General features: G+C 73.7%; 14 protein-coding genes and 1 pseudogene. 8 read left to right on the forward strand and 7 right to left on the reverse strand.

Features of this window, described 5'->3' with window-relative positions:
* The first annotated feature begins 287 nt into the window (after window positions 1–287).
* The gene (locus WA762_RS27690) at window positions 288–1,427 is read left to right on the forward strand and encodes an acyl-CoA dehydrogenase family protein (RefSeq protein WP_335939239.1); all 1,140 of its coding nucleotides are present in this window, start codon (window positions 288–290) and stop codon (window positions 1,425–1,427) included.
* Window positions 1,424–1,825, forward strand: a complete 402-nt coding sequence (locus WA762_RS27695) for a RidA family protein (protein WP_335939240.1) — start codon at window positions 1,424–1,426, stop codon at window positions 1,823–1,825. The genes WA762_RS27690 and WA762_RS27695 overlap by 4 nt, the downstream gene beginning before the upstream one ends.
* A 295-nt stretch (window positions 1,826–2,120) precedes the next feature.
* Here the strand turns inward: WA762_RS27695 and WA762_RS27705 are convergent, their stop codons facing one another.
* Genes WA762_RS27705 through WA762_RS27720 form a run of 4 tightly spaced genes read right to left on the reverse strand, consistent with a single transcriptional unit; the run spans window position 2,121 to window position 6,306 of the window.
* The gene (locus tag WA762_RS27705; protein WP_335939241.1) at window positions 2,121–2,690 is read right to left on the reverse strand and encodes a GTP-binding protein; all 570 of its coding nucleotides are present in this window, start codon (window positions 2,688–2,690) and stop codon (window positions 2,121–2,123) included.
* Between the two features lie 6 nt (window positions 2,691–2,696).
* A complete protein-coding gene (locus tag WA762_RS27710; protein ID WP_443080692.1) occupies window positions 2,697–3,101 on the reverse strand; it encodes a DUF742 domain-containing protein in 405 nt (134 codons plus the stop codon).
* On the reverse strand, window positions 3,098–3,535 hold the full coding sequence (locus WA762_RS27715) for a roadblock/LC7 domain-containing protein (RefSeq protein ID WP_335939242.1): 438 nt from the start codon (window positions 3,533–3,535) through the stop codon (window positions 3,098–3,100). The genes WA762_RS27710 and WA762_RS27715 overlap by 4 nt, the downstream gene beginning before the upstream one ends.
* Window positions 3,532–6,306 (reverse strand): nitrate- and nitrite sensing domain-containing protein, encoded by a 2,775-nt coding sequence (locus WA762_RS27720; protein ID WP_335939243.1) that lies wholly within the window; start codon window positions 6,304–6,306, stop codon window positions 3,532–3,534. Before WA762_RS27720 ends, WA762_RS27715 begins: the two co-directional genes overlap by 4 nt.
* A gap of 400 nt (window positions 6,307–6,706) precedes the next feature.
* On the opposite strand from WA762_RS27720, the gene WA762_RS27725 reads away from it, so the two are divergent.
* The 6 genes and pseudogenes from WA762_RS27725 (at window position 6,707) to mnhG (ending at window position 13,543) form a co-directional block, all read left to right on the forward strand.
* Window positions 6,707–9,712 (forward strand): Na+/H+ antiporter subunit A, encoded by a 3,006-nt coding sequence (locus WA762_RS27725; protein WP_335939244.1) that lies wholly within the window; start codon window positions 6,707–6,709, stop codon window positions 9,710–9,712.
* Window positions 9,709–10,299 (forward strand): annotated as a pseudogene (locus WA762_RS27730) (Na(+)/H(+) antiporter subunit C); the annotation flags it as partial. The gene WA762_RS27725 and the pseudogene WA762_RS27730, both read left to right, overlap by 4 nt.
* Before the next feature lie 209 nt (window positions 10,300–10,508).
* Entirely contained in the window at window positions 10,509–12,164 is a 1,656-nt protein-coding gene (locus WA762_RS27735) for a Na+/H+ antiporter subunit D (RefSeq protein WP_335939246.1), read from the forward strand.
* Complete coding sequence (locus tag WA762_RS27740; RefSeq protein ID WP_443080693.1) at window positions 12,161–12,778, forward strand: Na+/H+ antiporter subunit E; 618 nt, start codon at window positions 12,161–12,163, stop codon at window positions 12,776–12,778. Before WA762_RS27735 ends, WA762_RS27740 begins: the two co-directional genes overlap by 4 nt.
* Before the next feature lie 13 nt (window positions 12,779–12,791).
* A complete protein-coding gene (locus WA762_RS27745) occupies window positions 12,792–13,193 on the forward strand; it encodes an MrpF/PhaF family protein (protein ID WP_335939247.1) in 402 nt (133 codons plus the stop codon).
* Window positions 13,190–13,543: a monovalent cation/H(+) antiporter subunit G gene (mnhG, locus tag WA762_RS27750; RefSeq protein ID WP_335939248.1), complete on the forward strand. Its 354-nt coding sequence runs from the start codon at window positions 13,190–13,192 to the stop codon at window positions 13,541–13,543. Before WA762_RS27745 ends, mnhG begins: the two co-directional genes overlap by 4 nt.
* Before the next feature lie 279 nt (window positions 13,544–13,822).
* Here the strand turns inward: mnhG and WA762_RS27755 are convergent, their stop codons facing one another.
* From WA762_RS27755 to WA762_RS27765, 3 genes are all read right to left on the reverse strand, one after another.
* Window positions 13,823–14,620: an AfsR/SARP family transcriptional regulator gene (locus tag WA762_RS27755; protein ID WP_335939249.1), complete on the reverse strand. Its 798-nt coding sequence runs from the start codon at window positions 14,618–14,620 to the stop codon at window positions 13,823–13,825.
* A 944-nt stretch (window positions 14,621–15,564) separates the two neighbouring features.
* A complete protein-coding gene (locus tag WA762_RS27760; RefSeq protein ID WP_335939250.1) occupies window positions 15,565–20,742 on the reverse strand; it encodes an amino acid adenylation domain-containing protein in 5,178 nt (1,725 codons plus the stop codon).
* Between the two features lie 213 nt (window positions 20,743–20,955).
* Complete coding sequence (locus WA762_RS27765) at window positions 20,956–21,174, reverse strand: MbtH family protein (RefSeq protein ID WP_335939251.1); 219 nt, start codon at window positions 21,172–21,174, stop codon at window positions 20,956–20,958.
* Window positions 21,175–21,206 lie beyond the last annotated feature (32 nt).

Genomic DNA, 21,206 nt, shown 5'->3' on the forward strand with positions numbered 1-21,206 from the left:
TACGGAGCGCGGCGGCGCGGCCCGCCGCGGAGGACCGGCCGTGCGGAATCCGGGCGGAATTCCGGCGCGCCGGACGTCGGGCGGAAGAGGAGAGCGGGCAGACGAGAAGACGGACGCATCATCGGAAAGTGATGTCATGTCAGAAAGCGGGCCGTCGCCGGGAAGCGACGCACCGTCAGGCAGCACCGCGATGAAGGAGGGACGCGCCGCCAGGACGACGAGCCGACGGACGGCCGGCCGAGAAGGACGACACAGCCGAGACACGACGCGACAGGAGAGACGCCGTGATGACGGCATTCTCGCTCGACCCGAGACAGATCTCTTGGTGCGAGGAGTGGAGAGACCTCGCCGAACAGCGCCTGCGCCCCCTCGCCGAGAAGGGCGACCCGGGCCATGTCAACCGCCCCCTGATCGCCGCGCTGGGGGCGTCCGGTCTGCTCGACCGGATGCTGGGCTCCGGCGCCCTCGATCTCTGTCTGCTCCGCGAGTCCCTGGCCCGGGGCTGCACCGAGGCCGAGACCGCGCTGGCCCTCCAGGGGCTCGGCGCCCACCCGGTGCTCCGGGCCGGCACCCCCGCCCAGCGGGCGCGCTGGCTCCCCGAGGTCCGGGCGGGCCGGGCCGTGGCGGCCTTCGCGCTCAGCGAACCCGGCGCCGGCTCCGACGCGGCGGCCCTCGCCCTGGACGCCGCGCCGGAGCCCGGCCCCGGCTCCGGCGGCTGGCGGCTGACCGGTGAGAAGTGCTGGATCTCCAACGCCCCGGAGGCCGACTTCTACACCGTGTTCGCCCGCACCACCCGGGGCGCCGGGGCCCGCGGCGTCACCGCGTTCCTCGTGCCCGCCGACCGCCCCGGACTCACCGGCGCCGCGCTGGAGATGCTCTCTCCGCATCCCATCGGCTCCCTGGCCTTCGACGGCGTCCCGGTCTCCGCCGAGGACGTGCTCGGCGAACCGGACCGGGGCTTCCGGGTCGCCATGGACACCTTGAACCTGTTCCGTCCCAGCGTGGGCGCGTTCGCGGTCGGCATGGCCGGCGCCGCGCTGGACGCCACCGTCGCGCACACCGCCGGACGCACCGCGTTCGGCGGCCCGTTGAAGGACCTCCAGGCCGTCTCGCACCAGGTCGCCGAGATGGCCACCCGCACCGAGGCCGCCCGGCTGCTGGTGTACGCGGCGGCCGCCGCGTACGACGCGGGCGAGCCCGGGGTGCCGGGCCGCGCGGCCATGGCGAAGCTGTACGCCACCGAGACCGCGCAGTACGTCGTCGACACCGCCGTCCAACTGCACGGCGCCCGCGCCCTGCGCCGGGGCCATCTCCTCGAACACCTCTACCGGGAGGTCCGCGCCCCGCGGATCTACGAGGGCGCCAGCGAGGTCCAGCGCACCATCATCGCCAAGGAGCTGTACGCGAACAGGGAGGCGTCCGCATGAGTCCGGTCCACCGGATCAACCCCGCCGAACTGTCGCCGCCGACGGGGTTCTCGCACGCCGTCGCGGCGACCGGCGGCCAACTGGTCTTCCTGGCCGGGCAGACCGCGCTGGACCCGGACGGGGAGATCGCCGGCGCGACGCTGCCCGACCAGTTCGCCACGGCGCTCACCAACCTGCTGACCGCGCTGCGCGCGGCGGGCGGCGCCCCGGCGGACCTGGTCCGGGTCACCGTGTACGCCACCGACGTGGCCGACTACCGCGTCCACGCCGGGGAGCTGGGCCGGATCTGGCGCCGGCTGGCGGGCCGCGACTACCCGGCGATGGCGGTCATCGGGGTGGCGAGACTCTGGGACGAGCAGGCGCTCGTCGAGATGGACGGGATCGCCGTCCTGCCCTGAGGGCCCGTCGGGCGGCCGCCCGGCCGGAGGCCGTCCGACCGGCTCCGGGCCCGCCGCCCGCCGGCACCGCCCCGGCCGACGTGCCACGGCTCCTCGACCGTCACCTGGGAGCTCCGCGAATACACCACCGAGGCCGGGTCGGTGACCGCGGCGAGCGCCGACGCGACCGGGCCGGAGAACATCGTCAGCCGCTCGGCGAGCTGCTCACGGGCCGCTCACGGCCCGCTCGGGGTCCGGCCGGAAGCCCTCTCGGGTCTCCGGAGCAGAAGAGAAGAAGGAGGCCCGGCGCGAGGCGTCAGCCGGTGGCGACGGGCACGCCCATCAGGTGGTCCACCAGGGCCAGCAGCACGTCCCTGGCGAACGGCCGCTCGCGGACGTCCCCGATCAGCAGCGGCACGTGCGGATCGAGGTCGAGGGCGGCCCTGATCTCCTCCGGCGTACGGGTGTTGTGACCGTGGAAGCAGTTGATGGCCACGACGAACGGGATGTCCCGGCTCTCGTAGAAGTCGATCGAGGCGAAACTCGTGTCCAGCCGGCGGGTGTCGGCGATCACCACACCGCCGAGCGCCCCGTTGACCAGGTCGTTCCACATGAACCAGAAGCGCTCCTGGCCGGGGGTGCCGAAGAGGTACACCACCAGCTCGGGGCTGACCGTGATCCGGCCGAAGTCCAGGGCGACGGTGGTGGTGTCCTTCTGGCCGACCCCGGCCAGGTCGTCGACGCCGACGCTGGCCTGGGTCAGGTACTCCTCGGTGCTCAGCGGAGTGACCTCGCTGACGGCGCCGACCATGGTGGTCTTGCCGACGCCGAAGCCTCCGGCGATGAGGATCTTGACGGCGGCGGGGGCCGCCTGACTGCTTGTCATGATGGTTCAGAGTCTCCGGAGTCCGTCACGAAGGGCGGCCAGCACGCCCATGTCGGCCCCGCCGGCCGCCCGCGCCACCGAGAGCGGTGCGCGGGCCGTCAGCAGGCCCTGGGCGACGAGGTCGGCCAGCAGGATCTTGGTCACCGACACCGGGAGGCCGAGGTCGGACGCGACCTCGGCGACCGCGGACGCCCGGCGGCAGCGCTCCAGGATCAGCCGGTGCTCGGGCTGCAGCCGCCCCGGCAGAATCGGCGCGCCGCGCTCGTCCCTCGGATCCGGCACGGTCGTCAGCACGGTGATGAGGCTGAAGTCGTCGCGCTCGGGAGCGGTCCGGCCCCGGGTGATGGTGTACGGGCGCACCATCGTGCCCGCCCCGTCCTCCTCGGCGTCGTCCTCCCAGTACGGGGTCACGCCCGCGGCCCGTCCCCGGTGCCGAAGGCGTCGAAGTCGCCGCGGGCCGGGGTGGAGAGCTTCTGGCCGACCTGCTGGACGAGGTTGTGCATGGCCAGGGACATGATCTCGGCGTCGACCTCCTGGGAGGCGATCACGGCCAGATGGGTGCCCTGGCCGGCCGAGATGATGAACAGCCACAGGTCCGCCAGCTCGACGATCACCTGGTGGACGACGCCGCCGTCGAAGAGCTGGCCGACGCCGCGGGCCAGGCTCTGCTGGCCGGTGCAGATGGCGGCGAGCCGCTCGGCGTCGGCGCGGTCGATGGTGCGCGAGTGGCTCACCACGAGGCCGTCGTCGGAGAGCAGGACCGCGTTCCGGGTCTCGGCCACCGAGTCCACCAGGCCGTCGAGCAGCCAGTCGAGGTCCTGGTGTGTGGCGGTTGTGCGTGTCATGACCGTTCTTCTCTCGTGGGGAGCGGGGTGGCGGGCGATTCGGGCCGCGCCGTCTCTTCGGTCGCGCGGGCCGCGCGCGACCTGCGCTGGAAGGCTCCGATCGCGGCTCCGGCCCGGTGCGGGGCCGGCCGCGGCCGCGGGTTCTCGTCCCGGACCGGCGGAGCGGGCTCGGTGTTCCGGGCGGCCGGGGTCCGCAGCTCGTCCACCAGGCTGGCCTGCCGCACCCGGCGCGGCAGCGGCGGCTCGGCGCCGGGCACCGGCAGCGCGGTCCGGTCCGGGCCGCGCGCCGGGAGGGCGGCGCCCGGGTCGGGCGGCGCCGGGTGGTCGGGCTCGGACACCGGCAGCCGCGCCGGGGGACCCGCGGGGGCGGGCCCGGCGCCGGCGGAGTACGAGGCGGAGTACGGCGGCACCGACCCCGGATGGGGCGCCCCGGACGGCGGCTGGTCCACCGGGTACTGGCCGGCGGCCGTCATGTAGGGCTGCTCGCCCGTGCCGTACGGGGACGGCTGCGCGGGGAACGGCGCGGGGTACGCGTCGCCGGCGGGGGTGCCGTGGTGCTCGTTCGCGGCCGGAGCAGGGACGCCCGGCGCCGGGTGGGGCCGACCGCCCTCCGGCGGATGCGGGAGCTCCTGGCCGCCGCCCGGGTACCCGGTCCCGGGCGCCTGGTCCGGGGTCCCGGCGGCCTGGTGCGGCTGCTCGGCGTAGGGGGCGCCCGTCGTGTTCAGCGCGGTGACCCCGGCCAGCGCCCGGCCCTGGACACGGACCGGCAGCGGATCGCCCGCGGCCGTCTCCGGCACCGGGGCGGGCGCGGCGGCCGGGTACGACACGCCGACCGGGGACGGCACGCCGACCGGCCCGGACCGCGGCGCGGGGACGGTGAGTTCGTCCGGGACGAGAACGACCACGCGGGTGCCGCCGTACGGCGACGAGCGGAACTCCACCCGCAGCCCGTGCTGGTCCGCGAGCCGGGCGATCACGTACAGGCCGAGCCGGATGTCGTCGGAGTGGGCCAGCACGTCCATCCGGGGCGGGTGGAGCATCAGCTCGTTGGCCGCGGCCAGCTGGTCGTCCTCCATGCCCAGGCCCCGGTCCTCGACCTCGATGGCGAGACCGCGGCTGACCTTGGCGGCCCGTACCTCGACCGGGTTCGGCGGCCGGGAGAACGTCAGCGCGTTCTCGATGAGTTCGGCCAGCACATGCGAGACCGGACCGACGGCCCGCTCCGACAGCCAGGGGCTGTCGTCGAGGTCCAGCACCACGCGCCGGTAGTCCTGTACTTCGCCCTGGGCGGAACGCATCACGTCCAGCAGCGGAACCGGCTTGCGCCAGCGCCGGTGCGGGGTGCCGCCCGCGAGGATCACCAGGTTCTCCTCGTACCGCCGCAGACGCGCGGTGAGGTGGTCGAGGTCGAAGAGGCCCTCCAGGATCTCGGGGTCCTCGTGCTTGCGCTCCAGGGCGTCCAGCTTCCTCAGCTGCTGGCCGATCAGCTGCTGGGTGCGGCGCGCGATGCGCTGCAGCAGCCGCTCGAACCCGCGGTGCTGGTCGGCCTGCTTGACGGCCGCGGTCAGCGCGCTGGTGCGCGCCAGGTTGAGCGCGTCGCCGAGCCGGGTCAGCTCGTCGCCGTTGCTGTTCCTGGCGTCGGGCTCGATGGCGCGGGCCTCGGCGTCGACGTCGATGCGCTCGCCCAGGGCCAGCCGCTCGACCACGTCGGGCAGCGCCTGCTCCAGTTCCTCGGCCCGTTCCTGGAGGCTGCTGATCCGGCGGCGGAGGTTGCGGGTCAGACGCCAGGAGGTCCAGATGACCGCGATCACGGCGAGCAGTCCGACCGCCGTGGTCAGCACCATCTTGTACAGCAGGGACTGCGCGCCGTCCCGGCTCTCGTCGACCACGGCGGTGGTGCGCTTCTCCAGCAGGTCCATGAGCTGCGCGTTCACTTCGTCCATCGCGCCGCGCCAGGTCTTCTCGTCGGCGTCGACGGTGACGAGGCCGGAGCCGTCGGCGTCCGCCGACCGCAGCACCTGATCCTCCACCCGGGTCTTGGTCTTCCAGGCCGGACTGTGGACGAGCTTGTCCCACGCGGCCCTCTCGTCCTTCGTCAGATAGGGCACGACCTGGGAGGAGTACAGGAGCGGCTGGCCCATGACGGCCTCCCGCACCTGCGCGAGGTCCTTGTCGCCGAGCTTCCCCTTGGACCAGCCGCGCGCCAGCAGGGCGTCCGAGCGGGAGATCATCTCCTTGTTCCAGAAGAGGTCGACGAGCGGCTGGGCGAGCACGTTGACCTGGCCGCTGTCGGCGCGGCTGAGCGCCGCGAAGAGCTCCAGGTCCACCGCGATCAGGTCCGAGTAGTAGGTGTACACGGCCTGCTGCTGCGCGGTGCCGCCGTCGTCGACGAGGGCACGCTGGGCGGGTAGTTGGTCGATCGCGCCGCGTGCCGCGTGAACGGCGTCACGGATCTCGGCGGGGGCGTCGTCGGTCGCCACGTCGGAGAGCACCTGGAAGCTCTTGACGGCGTTGTCGGTCAGCTCGCGCTGCCGTCGCAGCGCCTCCTCGGCGCCCTTGCGTCCGTCCAGCACGTCGGCGCTTAGCCGCCGTTCCTCCTGGAGGTTGTAGTACACGATGTTGGACGGCCGGCCCGCCTTCTCGGCCAACTGGCCATGGGCCGCCTGCCGCCGGAAGTCCGCAAGGGTCTCACCACTGGTGACGGCCCACAGGGCGGCCAGCGCTACTCCCGGAACGATGGCCAGTACGAGAAGGGCTGTCCGCAGCGACATGGTGGTCGATTTGGGCCGCTGTGAGACGCGCGTGCGCAGGGCGTGCTCCTAGACGATGGCGCCAGTTTCGGAACTGGCCGAATCCGTTGAGAACTTCGACAGGAAGATAGTAGCCACAGCGCAAAAAATGAAAAGAAAATGATCTTACGAGTTCATCACTGATCACACACAGTGTCGCCACCATGTCCGGAAGTCCCCGTTCCATGTCGGTTCGGGCCCTGGGCCACGCTGTTCACGCGGACGCGCGAGGCGTCCGTGCGTCATGCCGCCCCATCTCGTCGCGCCGTAGGGGTGAGATGCGATCGGAGATATATCTGTATTGAGTGGCTTTTGTCCTTGATGCATCGTCCAGTTCTCGGATCTCCGGCCGGGGAAGGCACGGGACGCCTTCCGGGGCCGTATGACCGCGCTCCTCGTCTGCCACTTCGTCCTCGCCTGCTGCGCGCGCCCGCTGGTGCGCCTGCTGGGCCGGCGGGCCTTCGTCGTGCTCGCCGCGCCGCCGGCCGCCGCCACCGTGTGGGCGGCCACCCGGTGGAGCGCCGTCGCGTCGGGCGGCTCGGTCACCTGGACCTGGCGGTGGATGCCCGCGTACGGGGTCGGCGCCGACCTGCGCCTGGACGCGCTGGCCGAGCTGATGGTGCTGCTCGCGGCGGGCATCGGCACACTGGTCCTGCTCTACTGCGCCTCGTACTTCACCGACACGACCCCCCGACTCGCCGGCTTCGCCGGGAACCTCCTGGCGTTCGCGGGAGCGATGCTCGGCCTGGTCCTCGCCGACGACCTGATGACGCTCTATGTGTTCTGGGAGCTGACCACGGTCTTCTCGTACCTGCTGATCGGGTACGACTGCGAGCGGAAGCACAGCCGCCGCTCCGCGCTCCAGGCGCTCACCGTGACCACGCTCGGCGGCCTCGCGATGTTCGTCGGGTTCCTGATCATCGGTCAGCGGACCGGCACCTACCGGATCTCCGCCGTCCTCGCCGACCCGCCCCCGGCCGACGCCGCCGTCTCCGCCGCCGTGGTGCTGATCCTGTGCGGGGCCCTGTCGAAGTCCGCCGTCTGGCCGTTCAGCCTCTGGCTGCCGAACGCCATGGCCGCGCCCACCCCGGTCAGCGCCTATCTGCACGCCGCCGCGATGGTGAAGGCCGGCGTCTATCTGATCGCCCGGCTGGCCCCCGCCTTCGCCGACGTGCCGGTCTGGCGGCCGGTCGTGATGGCGCTCGGCGCCGCGACCATGCTGCTCGGCGGCTGGCGGGCCCTGCGCCTGCACGACCTCAAGCTCGTCCTCGCCTACGGGACCGTCAGCCAACTCGGCTTCCTCGCCCTGCTCGCCGGGGCCGGCAGCCACGACACGGCCCTGGCCGCCGGTGCGATGATCCTGGGCCACGCCCTGTTCAAGGCCCCGCTGTTCCTCGTCACCGGCATCGTCGACCACGCGGCCGGCACCCGTGATCTGCGCCGGCTGTCCGGCGTCGGCCGGGCCCTGCCGCAGGTCTGCGCCGTCGCCGTACTGGCCGCCGCGTCCATGGCCGCCCTGCCCCCGCTGCTCGGGTTCGCCGCCAAGGAGGCCGCGTTCGAGGCGCTGCTGCACGGCGACACCGGGGACCGCTGGGCGCTCGGCATGACCGTCGCCGGCTCCGCGCTGACCGTCGCGTACACGCTCCGGTTCGTCTGGGGCGCGTTCGCCCGCAAGCCGGGAGTCGAGGACACCCCGGTGCACCGGGTCGGCCCGGCGTTCCTCGCGGCGCCCGCCCTCCTCGCGGCCTGCGGACTGCTGCTGGGGCCCGGGGCCGGATGGGCCGACCGGCTGCTCGGCGCGTACGCCGACGCCTTCCCCCCGGGGGCGCACCCCTACCACCTCTCGATCCGGCACGGGCTGGGGACGGCCCTGCTGCTCTCGGCCCTCGCCGTGGCGGCCGGCGTACTGCTCTTCGCCGGCCGCACCACCGTGACCAGGGTCTCCCGCAGGATCGCCTGGCCCACCGCCGACAGCGTCTTCGGCCATCTGCTGCTGGGCCTGGAACGGCTCTCCCTCCAGCTCACCGGTCTGGTCCAGCGCGGCTCGCTCTCCTTCTACCTCGCCACCACCCTGGTCGTGATGCTGGCCGGCCAGCTCACCGTCCTCGGCGTGGACCGGCCCTGGCGCCGCTCCGTCGCGCCGAGGCTCTGGGACGTCCCGCTCCAGGGCGCCTTCGCCGTGCTGACCTGCGCGGCGGCGCTGCTCTGCCTGGTCGTCGGCCGCCGGATGAAGGCCGTGGTCCTGGCCGGGCTCACGGGCTACGGCGCGGCACTGCTCTTCGTCGTCCAGGGCGGCCCGGACCTGGCGCTCACCCAGTTCTGCGTCGAGACCGTGTCGATGATCGTGTTCGTGCTGGTGCTGCGCCGGATGCCGGTGCGTTTCGAGGAGACGGTGAGCAGCAGACGGCGGGCGGTCCGGATCCCGGTGGCGCTGGCCGCGGCGGCGACGCTGGGCATGGTGGTATGGGTCGCCGCGGCCGCCCGCGTGGCCGACCCGGCGGGCGCGGCCATGGTCGAGGAGACCGCCCACCACGGCCTCAAGGACGTGGTGGCGACCATCCTGGTGGACCTGCGCGCCTGGGACACGATGGGGGAGTCCGCCGTGCTCGCCGCGGCGGCGATCGGGGTCACGAGCCTGATCTATCTGCACCGCCGCACCGAGGGCGCGTCACTGCGCGAGGAGGTGCGCGGGCGCACCGCCTGGTCGTTGTCCGCGCCCGGGATGGCGGGCCTGCCGCGCGGCGACGAAGGGGCGCCGGAGCGCAGCTGGCTCGCGGCCGGTTCGACGCTGGCCCCCGAACACCGCTCGGTGGTCTTCGAGGTCGTGGCCCGGCTGCTGTTCCACCCCGTCCTGGTGCTCTCGCTCTTCCTGCTGTTCAGCGCCGAGAACCTGCCGGGCGGCGGCTTCGTCGCCGGACTCGTCGCCGGGCTCGCCCTGATCACCCGCTACCTGGCGGGCGGCCGTTTCGAACTCGCCGAGGCCGCGCCCCTGCAACCCGGGCTCTTCACCGGCCTGGGGCTGTTCGTCTCCACCGCGGTCGCCCTGCTCGGACTCGCCGGCGGCACGGTCCTGCACGCCTGGAGCCACCACGGACGGCTGCCGCTGATCGGCGCGTACCACGTCAGCACCCCGGTCCTCTTCGACTTCGGGGTCTACCTGCTGGTCCTGGGCGTGGTGCTGGACATCGTGCGCGCGCTCGGCGCCAAGATCGACCGGCAGATCGAGCGGGCGGCCGTCGACGCGGCCGCGCAGCCGCCGGGGAACGGGCCGCGGGGGAACGGGCCTTCGGGCCCGGGGCCGGAGGAGCCCGGCGCCGGCACGCCCCCGGGTCCGGGGCCGCGACCGGGACGCGGACCGGCGCCCGGGACGGGAGGCGCCCCCGCATGACGGTGAGCGCGTCGCTCCTGGCCACCGCCGCGGTGCTGTGCGCGGTCGGCGGCATCCTCATGCTCACCCGGCCCCTGACCCGCATCCTGCTGGGCGCGGTGATCGCGAGCAACGGCATCAACCTGCTGGTCCTCGCCGCGAGCGGACCGGCCGGCCGGGAACCGCTCCTCTACGGCGCCCCACTCCGGCGGATCACCGACCCGCTGCCGCAGGCCATCGCGCTGACCGCGATCGTCATCACCCTCGCCACCACGGCGTTCCTCCTGGCCATGGCGTACCGCAGCCACCAGCTGAACGGCACCGACGAGGTCCACGACGACGACGAGGACCGGCGCATCGCGCTGCGCGCCGAGGTGCTGGGGGAGCGGGACGAACTGCGCGACCGCTACCGGGCCGTCGCCGACGTCACGCCCGAGCAGCGCGCCCGGTACCGCGAGGAGCGCCGCCGCCTGCGCGCCCGGCTGCGCGCGGACCGCGCCCTCCAGGCCCGCGGCCGGTACGCCACCGGGGACCTCTGGCACGACGTCCTGGGCGCTGACCCCGAGGACTACGCGGAGGGACGGGCCCGCCCGCAGAACCACGCGCCGCCGCCACCGCCCCGGCCCGGCGACCGCCCCTCGGCACCACCGCCCCCCGGAAACCGGCCACCGGGACCCTCCCGTGCCGGTGAGCCCGGCCCCGGGGGCCGGTCACCAGGCCGTCCCGGCCCCTGCGGGCCCGGCCCCGGAGCCCCCCGTCCTCCGGAGCCCGGCCCCGGAGAGCCCCGTCCCGACGACACCGACCCGGGAGCCACCGGATGAACGCCCTCGTCCCCCTGCCGGTGCTGCTGCCGCTCTGCGCCACCGGCCTCAGCCTCGCCTTCGGCACCCGGCTCAAACAGGTCCAGCGCCTCGTCAGCGTCGCGGTGCTCACCGCCGTGCTCGGGCTCTCCGTCACCCTGATGATCTACGCCGACCTGCACGGCCCGCTCGCCGTCCACCTCGGCGACTTCGCGCCGCCGCTCGGCATCAGCCTGGTCGCGGACCGGCTGTCCGGGCTGATGCTGACCGTCTCCTCCGCCATCACCCTCTGCGTACTGGTCTACTCCCTGGGCCAGGGCATGGCCGACCGGGACGAGGAGACGCCCGTGGCGGTCTTCCACCCCGCCTATCTGATCCTGGTCGCCGGGGTCTCCGACACCTTCGTCGCCGGCGACCTCGTCAACCTCTTCGTCGGCTTCGAGATCATGCTCGTCGCCAGCTTCGTCCTGCTCACCCTCGGCGGCACCGGCCCGCGGGTCCGCGCCGGCTCCACCTATGTGATCGTCTCGCTGCTCTCGTCCATGCTGTTCCTCGCCGCCATCGCCATGACGTACGCGGCGACCGGCACCGCCAACTTCGCCCAACTGGCCGGACGGATCGCCGTGCTCCCGCTCGGCGTGCAGACACTGATCCAGTTCATGCTGCTCACCGTCTTCGCCATCAAGGCCGCCGTCTTCCCGCTCGCCGCCTGGCTGCCCGACTCCTATCCGACCGCGCCCGCCCCCGTCACCGCCGTCTTCGCCGGACTGCTCACCAAGGTCGGCGTCTACTCCATGCTGCGCACCGAGACCCTGCTCTTCCCCGGCAACCGGCTCGGGGACCTGCTGCTGGCCGTCGCGCTCGCCTCGATGCTCGTCGGCATCCTCGGGGCCGTCGCCCAGACCGATCTGAAACGGCTGCTCTCCTTCACCCTGATCAGCCACATCGGCTACATGGTCTTCGGCATCGGACTCGCCACCCGGGACGGGTACGGCGGCGCGATCGTCTACGTGGCCCACCACATCACCGTGCAGACCACCCTGTTCCTCGCCGCCGGACTGATCGAACGCCGGGGCGGCACCACCGAACTCACCCGCATCGGCGGACTGGCCGACGCCGCCCCCCTGCTCGCCGCCCTCTTCTTCGTCCCCGCCATGAACCTGGCCGGGATTCCGCCGCTGTCCGGATTCATCGGCAAGCTCGGGCTGATGCGGGCCGGCGTCGAAGAGGGCGGCGGCTGGGCGTGGCTCCTCGTCGCCGGCTCCGCCGCGACCAGCCTGCTCACGCTCTATGTGATGGCCAAGGTCTGGAACCTGGCGTTCTGGCGGACCGCGCCCCCGGGCCAGGCGGCGTACGGAACGGTCCTGGAGTCCGACTCCGACGAGGACGACAGCGACATGGACAGCGGCCCCGACCACATCCGCGGCAGCGGCGACGAGTCGGTCCCCCACCGCCACGAGCCCGCCGGACGCGCGGTCGCCGCCACCCTGCACGGACGCGCCGTCACCACCACCACGCGCCTGCCGCGCCCGATGACGGCAGCCACCGCGGCGGCCGTCGCCTTCGGACTCGCCTTCACCGTGTTCGCCGGACCGCTGACCTCCTACACCGACCGGGCCGCCGCCGAACTCCTCGCCCGGGCTCCCTACACGGAGGCGGTGCTGGGCCGGTGAAACGCGTCATCACCCTGCCTCTCCGGCACCGCGGCCGACCCGGCCCCGACGGCCGGACCGGCCGACGACGGGTGCTGGACCTGCCGCTGATCGCCTGGCTCACCCTGATCTGGGTGCTGCTCTGGTCCGGGCCGAACTGGGTCAACGTCCTCACCGGCGCGGTCGTCGCCGTCGCCGTCTGCCTGGCCTTCCCGCTGCCCCGGGTCGAACTCGGGCTGCGGCTGCGCCCCTGGGGCATCCTGGTCCTCACCGGCTCCCTGCTCCACGACATGTACATCTCGGGCGTGCGGGTCACCCGGCAGATCTTCGTCGGCCATCCGCACCGGGCGGCGGTCATCGCCGTGCCGCTGCGCTGCCGCTCCGACCTGATGCTCGCGGCCACCGCTGTCGCCGTCTCGAACGTGCCCGGCGGGTCGGTCGTCGAGGTCCGGCGCGCCACGGCCACGGTCTTCCTGCACGTCCTCGACGCCGACCGGCCCGCCGTCCTCGACGCCGCACGACAGTCCGTCTGGCGGCTGGAACGCCTGGTCGTACGGGCCTTCGGCACCCCCGACGAGATCGCGCGCGTGGCCGGACCGCCGCCGGCCGCCCGCCGCGGCGGGCCCGGAACATGAGGAGGAGCGGCGCATGAGTGTGCCGGAGACCGTCGACCGGGTGCTGCTCACCGCGGCCGTGGTCATGATCGTCGTCGCCGGGGCGGCCCTGCTCGCCCGGATCTGGCGCGGCCCCTCCATGCTGGACCGGGCCATCTCGCTGGACGTGTGCGCGGCCCTCATCATCGCGGGCCTCGGGGCGAAGTCGGCCTCCGCCCGCGACCCGTTCTACTTCCCGATCATGCTGGTGCTGGCCTTCCTCGGGTTCACGGGGTCGGTCGGCATCGCGCGTTTCATCGCCGCACGCGACCGGCCGACGCCCCGTCACGGCCCGGGCCCGGCGGGCGACGGCGGCGGACGCGGCCGGACGGGACCGTCCGGCGACCGCGACCGGGGGAGCGGCAGGAGCGACGGCGCCGAGGGGGAGGGACGGTGAACCCCTGGCTCCAGGCCCTCGACACGGCCGGCGCGGCACTGGTCCTCGTCGGCGCGGCGATCTGTCTGCTCGGCGTGATCGGCATGCTGCGCCTGCCCGATGTGCTGTCCCGCAGCCATGCCGCGACCAAACCGCAGACCCTCGGCATGATCCTGGTCCTGCTCGGCGTGGCCCTGCGGCTGCGCAGCGGCATGGACCTCGCGACCCTGGCGCTGATCGCCTTCTTCCAGCTGATGACCGGACCGGTCGCCGCCCATCTGGTGGCGCGGGCGGCCTACCGCACCGGTCAGGTCGACCACGGCGAGCTGCTCTTCGACGAACTCGACGAGCAGCTGACCGAGGAGAACTGACGGGCCGGGCGTCACGGCCGGGCGGCACACGGGCCACGCGCGCCGCCGGGGCGGCCCGCGTGCCCCCGGGGCCGCGGGGGCGCGGGGGCGCTTGCTCCGGTGTGCGCGACGGCGGCCGGAGGTGAGCGGGAACGGAGGAAACCGAGCAGGAACAGAGGAAAGCGAGCAGGAACGGGGGAGTCGAGCAGGGATCGGCGGGGAAGGGACGAGGGGCGGGTGGGGGCGGGCGGGGAATGGCGGAAGAGGCGCGGCAGTGCTCCTCCTCGGTCCCGCCGGAGGTCAGCAGCGCAGCTGCCTGCCGCGCAGCGCGTGCTCGTAGAGGCGCCGCGTCTCGTCGTTCGGGGGCACCTGCAGCTCGTCGTGCAGCCGTTTGGCACACAGGCTGTACCACCGCTGCACCTGAGTGAGCTGACCGAGTTCGGCGTGCACGGATATGAGCATGCGGTAGGAGTCCTCGTGCAGCGAATCCACCGCCAGCATGCGCCGGCACACATCGATCACACCGAGGTGGTCGCCCTGCTTGAGGTGTCTCTCCGAGAGAAAGCCCAGCGCGACGAGTTGGCGGCTTCTCAGCCATTCGCGCTGGGTGGCGGCCCAGTCGTCCACCAGGCCCGGCAGGAACTCGCCTTCGTACAGCTCGCTCGCACTGCCGTAGAGTTCGTCCGCGAGGCGGAGGTCCTGTCTTTTCTGGGCGTTATGTGCCCGGTCGACCAGCGATTCGAACTCGTTGAAGTCAGTCCAGACGTTACGGGTCTCCAGCTTGTAGCCGGATTCATAGGTGCGCACCCGGATCGAGGAGCGCAGGCTCTCCGCGGGATGCAACTTCTGCGCCTGCTGGAGTATTTTCCTGAGCGCGTGCACCGCCACTTTGAGCGAGCTGGAGTTGTTCGACCGCATCGCCTCGGGCCAGAGCGCGTCGTAAAGACTTTCGCGCGAGACAATCTGGTCCCGGTGCAGCAGCAGGAACTGTAATAATTTCCGGGCCTTGCCCGCACTCCAGCGCTCCACGGGATCCCCGTCGAACGTGACCTTGAATGCGCCTAAAGCGCGTACCGAAATCGTACAGTCGCCATCCATGAAACTGTCCCACGAACCTTTCTCGGTAACGTCTCGGCCTGATCGGCGACACCTGCCGGGGCCCGAGGGATCGCCCCGGCTCCCGCCTCCCCCGGCAGCACAAGGCCCCTGGCCGGACGCGCTCTCAGCGAGAACGTGACCGACCGAGGGGCTTCTCGTGGGACCGGGGGTGCCGCCTACACCACTGGGTTGGACATCAACCGCTTCATCGCCGGGCTCCTGGCCGGGCCGCCTGGGAAAACGCCCTGGTCGGCCGGATGCCCGTCGCCGGATCCGCGTGTCCCGGACCGTCTCACGCGGGCCCTTCCGGAGCGGCGCCGGTTCCTCGACCGGCCCCGGGGCCGACAGCCGGCCCATGACAAAGCACTGTCCACCCCAACCTCCCCGTCGGCTTCACCGTGCTCGTCGGCACTGCCCCTGTCAATCCCCCCGAACTGTGGGGATGTTCTCGTGAACCGCTCCGCTCCGATGCCCGTCGGGTTTCACTTCCCGCCGCTCACCGGCACGGATTCCCCGGTCGCGCGCGTTCCGCGTCCCGGATGCCCGCGTTCCGTTCGACGGGCCTTCCGCGGACGGAATCCCCGTGGAACCCGGGACCGGACACACGTCGTCCGGACTCCGTGCCCCCCAACCTCCCCCGCGATCACCGGGTTCACGCATCGGGAGGAGGCCCGGTTCGCGCGTCGTCCCGGTCCGGGCGATTCGTCCGCCCCTGCCCGACCGCCCGCCGGAGAATACCCGCACGCATTCCTCCGGAATTGCCTGAGGTGATTACCTCCACGCTTTTCCGTGACGGGAAACGCCGATTCCCCGGCGTCTGCCGGAATGGAGACACCGGGGGCCGGAGAATCCGCGCGCGCGGGCAACGGGCGGGGGCGGACCGGAATCCGGCCGCCCCCGGAGAAAACCCTCTCTTTACCATTCCTTGAATGGTCGATGTGCGCTCAGTGATCGCTCGCCAGGGAACGCCGACGGCTCGCGAGGCTCCGGATGGAGGGCCCCAGGGGGCGCGCCGGCGCGGCACTCGCCAGCCGTCGCGCGAGGTCCGCGACCACCGGCGCCTCGAACACCGTCCGGACCGTGAGCTCCAGGCCCAGTGCCGAGCGGGCGCGGTTCACCAGCTTCGCGGCGGCCATCGAACTCCCGCCGAGCGAGAAGAAGTCGTCCTCCCTGCCGACCGCCGTCACCGCCAGGACGTGCTCGAACAGCAGACACGCCTTGCGCTCCCACTCCGTGCGGGGCGGCTCCCCGCCCGGCGAGGCGGCCGCCGGGAGGGCCGGGAGCGCCCGCCGGTCCAGCTTGCCGTTGCCGGTCAGCGGCAGCGCGTCGAGCGCGACGAAGGCCGACGGCACCATGTACTCCGGAAGCTGCGCCGCGACGTGCCCGCGCAGCACCGACGGGTCCGGGCAGCTCTCCCCGGACACCGGCACCACATAGGCGACCAGCCGTTTCTCCCCGGACTCCGACGTCCGCGCCAGCACGGCGGCCTGGGCGACCCCCGGGCAGCCGGACAGCACGGTCACGATCTCGCCCGGCTCGATGCGCACCCCGCGGATCTTCACCTGGTCGTCGGCGCGCCCCAGATAGTCGAGCTCGCCGTCGGGCCGCCACCGGGCGAGGTCGCCGGAGCGGTACATCCGCGAGCCGGGCGGGCCGAACGGGTCGGCGACGAAGCGCTCACCGGTCAGGCCCGGCCGGCGGAGATACCCGCGCGCCACGCCGTCGCCCGAGAGATACAGCTCGCCCACCACCCCGACCGGCACCGGGTTCAGCTCGCCGTCCAGCACATAGGTCCGACTGTTCCACACCGGCGCGCCGATCGGGGCCGCCGCGGGCCAGTCGTCCACGGCGGGCGGCAGGGTGTACCCGGTCACCACATGGGTCTCCGAAGGGCCGTAGTGGTTGTGGAGCCGCACCCACGGACGGCGGCGGTGGAAGGCGATCACGTTCTCCGACAGCCGCAGCGCCTCCCCGGCCTGCAGCACATGGCGCAGCGAGCGGAGTTCCAGGTTCCGTTCGTTCGCCGCCTCGTACACCCCGCCGACGACCAGATCGGGTGCGAAGAACTCGGTCACCCGCTCCCGGTCCAGCCAGCCGGCCAGCTCCGCCGGGTCGAGCCGGGTCTCCTCCGGGGGAATCAGCAGGGACTTGCCGTTGAGCAGGGTCGCCAGGAACTCGTGGATCGACGCGTCGAACGTGATCGAGCTGAACTGGGCCACCCGGGCCCCGGGTTCGACCGGGACGGCGTGCCGGTTCCAGGCCAGCAGGTTGTTCAGCACCCGGTAGGTGACCACGACGCCCTTGGGGCGGCCGGTCGAGCCGGACGTGTAGATCACGTAGGAGGGGGAATCCGGTGCCGCACCGGTGCATTGATCAGGCGTCGGATTCTCCTCCGGCTGCCGCCGCAGGGCCTCGGCGGTCCCGGCCGAGTCGAGCGGCAGCACCGGGACGCCGGGCGGCAGCAGGCCCTCGGCGCCGAGGGTCAGGGCCAGCACGGGGCGGCAGTCCTCGGCGATGTACGCGATCCGGTCCGGCGGGAACGACGGGTCCACCGGCACATACACCGCCCCCGCCTTGAAGATCGCGAGGAAGGCGACCAGGAGCTCCGCGGAGCGGGGCAGCAGCACGCACACATGGTCCTCGGGCCCGACGCCCCGCTCCACCAGCAGCCGGGCCAGGCGGTTCGCCCGGGCGTTCAGCCCGGCGTACGAGAGCGTCGTCTCCCGGTCCGTCACCGCGACCCGGTCCGGGGTCCGGGCGGCCTGCTCCTCCAGCTGCCGGCTCAGCGGGGCGGGCGGCAGCGCCGCTGCGGTGTCGTTCCAGCCGTGCAGCACCTGGCGGCGCTCGGCGTCGTCGAGCAGACCGATGGCGGCGAGCGGCCGGTCGGGGTCCTCGACCACGGCCCCGAGCAGGTCGACGAGCCGCTCCAGGAGCCGCTCCACCGTCGCACGGTCGAACAGGTCGGTCGCGTACTCGACCGTGCCGGCGATCCCCGCGTGCTCCCGCTCCTCGGAGCGCTGCTCCGCGATGCTGAACAGCAGGTCGAACTTGGCGGTGCCGGTGCCCAGTTCCTCGGAGGAGGCGGCGAGCCCGGGCAGCGAGAGCCCGCTCCCGCCCGCGTCCTGGAACACCAGCATGGTCTGGAACAGCGGGTGCCGCGCCCGGGTCCGCACCGGGTTGACCGCCTCCACGACATGCTCGAACGGCACGTCCTGGTGGTCCAGGGCGGCGAGCGTCGCCGTCCGCGCCCGCCCGAGCAGCTCGCGGAACCCGATCCGCCCGGAGACGTCGGTGCGCAGGACCACGGTGTTGACGAAGAACCCGACCAGTTCGTCCAGCAGTTCGTCCGGCCGGCCCGCCACCGCCGACCCCAGCGGAATGTCGTCACCGGCCCCCAGCCGGTGGAACAGGGCCGACAACGCCGCCTGCACCACCATGAAGAGCGTGGCCCCGTTCGAGCGGGCCAGCCCGGCCAGCCCGGCGTGCAGCTCCGGGCCGATCCGCAGCGCGATCCGCGCGCCGCGATGGGTCGCGCCCGCCGGGCGGGGACGGTCGTACGGAAGGGGCAGCTCCTCGGGAAGATCGCGCAACGCCTCGCGCCAGTAGGCCAGTTGCCCGGCGAACCGGCTTCCGGGATCGGCCGCCCCGCCGAGCAGCTCGCGCTGCCACAGGGTGTAGTCGGCGTACTGGACGGGCAGCCGGGGCCGGTCCGGCGCCGCGCCGGCCCGCCGCGCGGCGTACGCCCGCTCCAGATCGCGGGCGAACGGCCCGTCGGACCAGCCGTCCGACGCGATGTGATGGAACACCAGCAGCAGCACGGACCCGCCGGCGTCCGTCTCGAACAGCACGGCGCGCAGCGGCACGTCCCGGGTCAGGTCGAACGGCTCGGCCGCCGCCCGCCGCAGCTCCGCGTCCAGCTCGCCCGCGGACGTCCGGACGGTCCGGAGCGGGGGACGGGCCGACCCGGCGTCCAGCACCAGCTGGCAGGGCTCCCCGTCGGTCTCCGGATACACCGTGCGCAGGGCCTCGTGCCGTTCCACCACGTCGCCCAGCGCCGCCTCCAGGGCGGGGAGGTCCACCGCACCCGCCAACCGGTGGACGGAGGGCAGGTGGTAGAGCGCCGACGGCCCCTCCAGGCTGTTGATGAACCACAGCCGGCGCTGGGCGAACGACAGCGGCAGGCGCCCCGGGCGGTCCCGGCGCGACAGCGCCGGACGGGTCCGCTCCGCCCCGTCGAGCCGGGTGCCGAGCGCGGCCGCCGTCGGCGCCTCGAACAGGGTCCTGATCGGCAGCTCCGCGCCCAGCGCCGCCCGGATCCGGCTCGCCAGCCGGGACGCCGACAGCGAATGGCCGCCGAGCGCGAAGAAGTCGTCGTCCACCCCCGCCCGGGGCAGGCCGAGGACCTCGGCGAACAGCCCGCAGAGGATCTCCTCCCGGTGGGTGGCGGGCGCCCGCCCGGTCCCGGCGCCGGAGCCGAAGTCGGGGGCGGGCAGGGCCTTGCGGTCCACCTTGCCGTTGGCGGTGAGCGGCAGCGCGTCCAGGACCACCACCAGCGACGGAACCATGTGATCGGGCAGCCGCTCCCGGGCGAGGCCGCGCACCGACACGGGCAGCCGGTCCGAGCCGGCCGCCCCGGAGGTGACATAGGCGACCAGACGCTGGTCGCCGGCGGCGTCCGGGCGGGCGACCACGACGGCCTGGTCCACGTCCGGGTGGCGGGTCAGCGCCGCCTCGACGTCGCTGGGCTCGATCCGGTGCCCCCGGACCTTGACCTGGCCGTCCGCGCGGCCGGCGAAGACCAGTTCGCCGTCCATCGACCAATGGGCCCGGTCGCCCGTGCGGTACATGCGGGCGCCCGGCGGGCCGAAGGGGTCGGCCGTGAAGCGCTCCGCGGTGAGGGCCGGACGCCCGTGGTAGCCGCGGGCCACCCCGGCGCCGGCCAGGTACAGGTCCGCGGTGACCCCCGGCGGCACCGGTCGCAGCCGCTCGTCGAGCACGTACGCCCGGGTGTTGGCGATCGGGCGGCCGATGGGCGGCGCCCCGTCCCCGTCCTCCGCCCCGACCCGTGCGGCGGTGGACCAGACGGTGGTCTCGGTCGGGCCGTAGAGGTTGGTCGTCCCGCCGAGCGACCGCAGCGCGCCGGCCAGACGCGCGGGCAGCGCCTCGCCGCCCACCAGGACGCGGAACCCCGGCGGTGCGCCGCCGAGGTCCGCGAGCTCCGCCGACAGCACCCGCCACAGCGACGGCGTGGCCTGCATGACCGTCGCCCGGCCGCGTCGAAGCAGCGCGGCCAGCTCGGCCGGGTCCAGCACCGTCGCCCGGTCGGCGAGGATCACCCGGGCGCCGGCGAGCAGCGGCAGGTACAGCTCCAGCGCGGCGATGTCGAACGCGATCGTGGTGACGGCCAGCCACCGGTCGTCCTCGCCGAGCGGGAAGCGGCCGGCCATGTCGGCCAGGAAGTTCGCCAGGTTGGCGTGGGTGACCACCACGCCCTTGGGGCGGCCGGTCGACCCCGAGGTGTAGATCACATAGGCGGCCGATCCGGGCCGCGGCGGCCCGCCGCGCTCGGCGTCGCCGAGCGCCCCGCCGTCGAGCCCGGCGAGCGCGCGGACGGTGTCCGGGGCGTCGAGCAGCACAGCGGCGGGGCCGGCCGGGGGCAGCCGGTCCCCGGCCGCGGCGTCGGCCACCACCAGGACGGGCGCGGCGTCCCGGAGCACGTCGGCGACGCGTTCGGCCGGATAGGCCGGGTCCACCGGCACATAGGCCGCACCGCACCGGAGCACCCCCAGCAGGCAGGCCGGCAGGTCCACCGAGCGCCCCAGGAGGAGGGCGACCCGGTCGCCGGGGCGGACGCCCCGCGCCAGCAGCAGGCGCGCGATCCGGTTGACCCGGGCGTCGAGATCCCCGTAGCGGATCTCCGCCCGGCCGGCGACCACCGCGACCCGGTCCGGGGTGCGTGCGGCCTGCCGCTCGAACAGTTCCGGCAGGGCGGCGCGCGGCTCCGGCACGACGGGGCCCTGCCAGGTCTCCGGGATCTCGCCGTGCCGGAGCCGGTCGTCCGTCTCGGGCCCGCCGGACCCGGTCCGGGCGGTACGGGGTCGGGGAGAGGAAGGCGTAGTCACAGGCGTGCTCCCGGGCTGGGGTCGGTCGAGCAGACGGGCTGCTCCGTTCCGGACGCGGTGTGTCCGGGGGCGTCCCGTCATCGGTGATCACGGGACGGACCCCGGGGTGGCTCCCGGGGCGCGGACCCGCCGTCGGGTCCGCCGCTCCCGGGCACGAGCGGACCGTCGCCCGGCGCCGCCGACGGACCGGGCGGGCGCGGGGCGACGGCGGGGTCAGCTCTCGGCGGGCGCGGGCTCGCGAAGGCTCTTCGGCCGCAGATCGGTCCAGTGGGCCTCCACGTACTCCAGGGCGGCGGCGCGGTCGCCGGGACCGAACACCACCCGCCAGCCGGCGGGCGCCTCGGCGCGCGCCGGCCACAGGGAGTGCTGGTCCTCGTCGTTGACCAGCACGTGGAACGTGCCCTCGTCGTCGTCGAAGGGGTTGGTGGTCATGGTTTCGCTCCCATGTCGACTGGTTCGTGACC

The sequence above is a fragment of the Streptomyces tyrfis genome, from assembly GCF_037034285.1.
Lineage (GTDB): Bacteria > Actinomycetota > Actinomycetes > Streptomycetales > Streptomycetaceae > Streptomyces.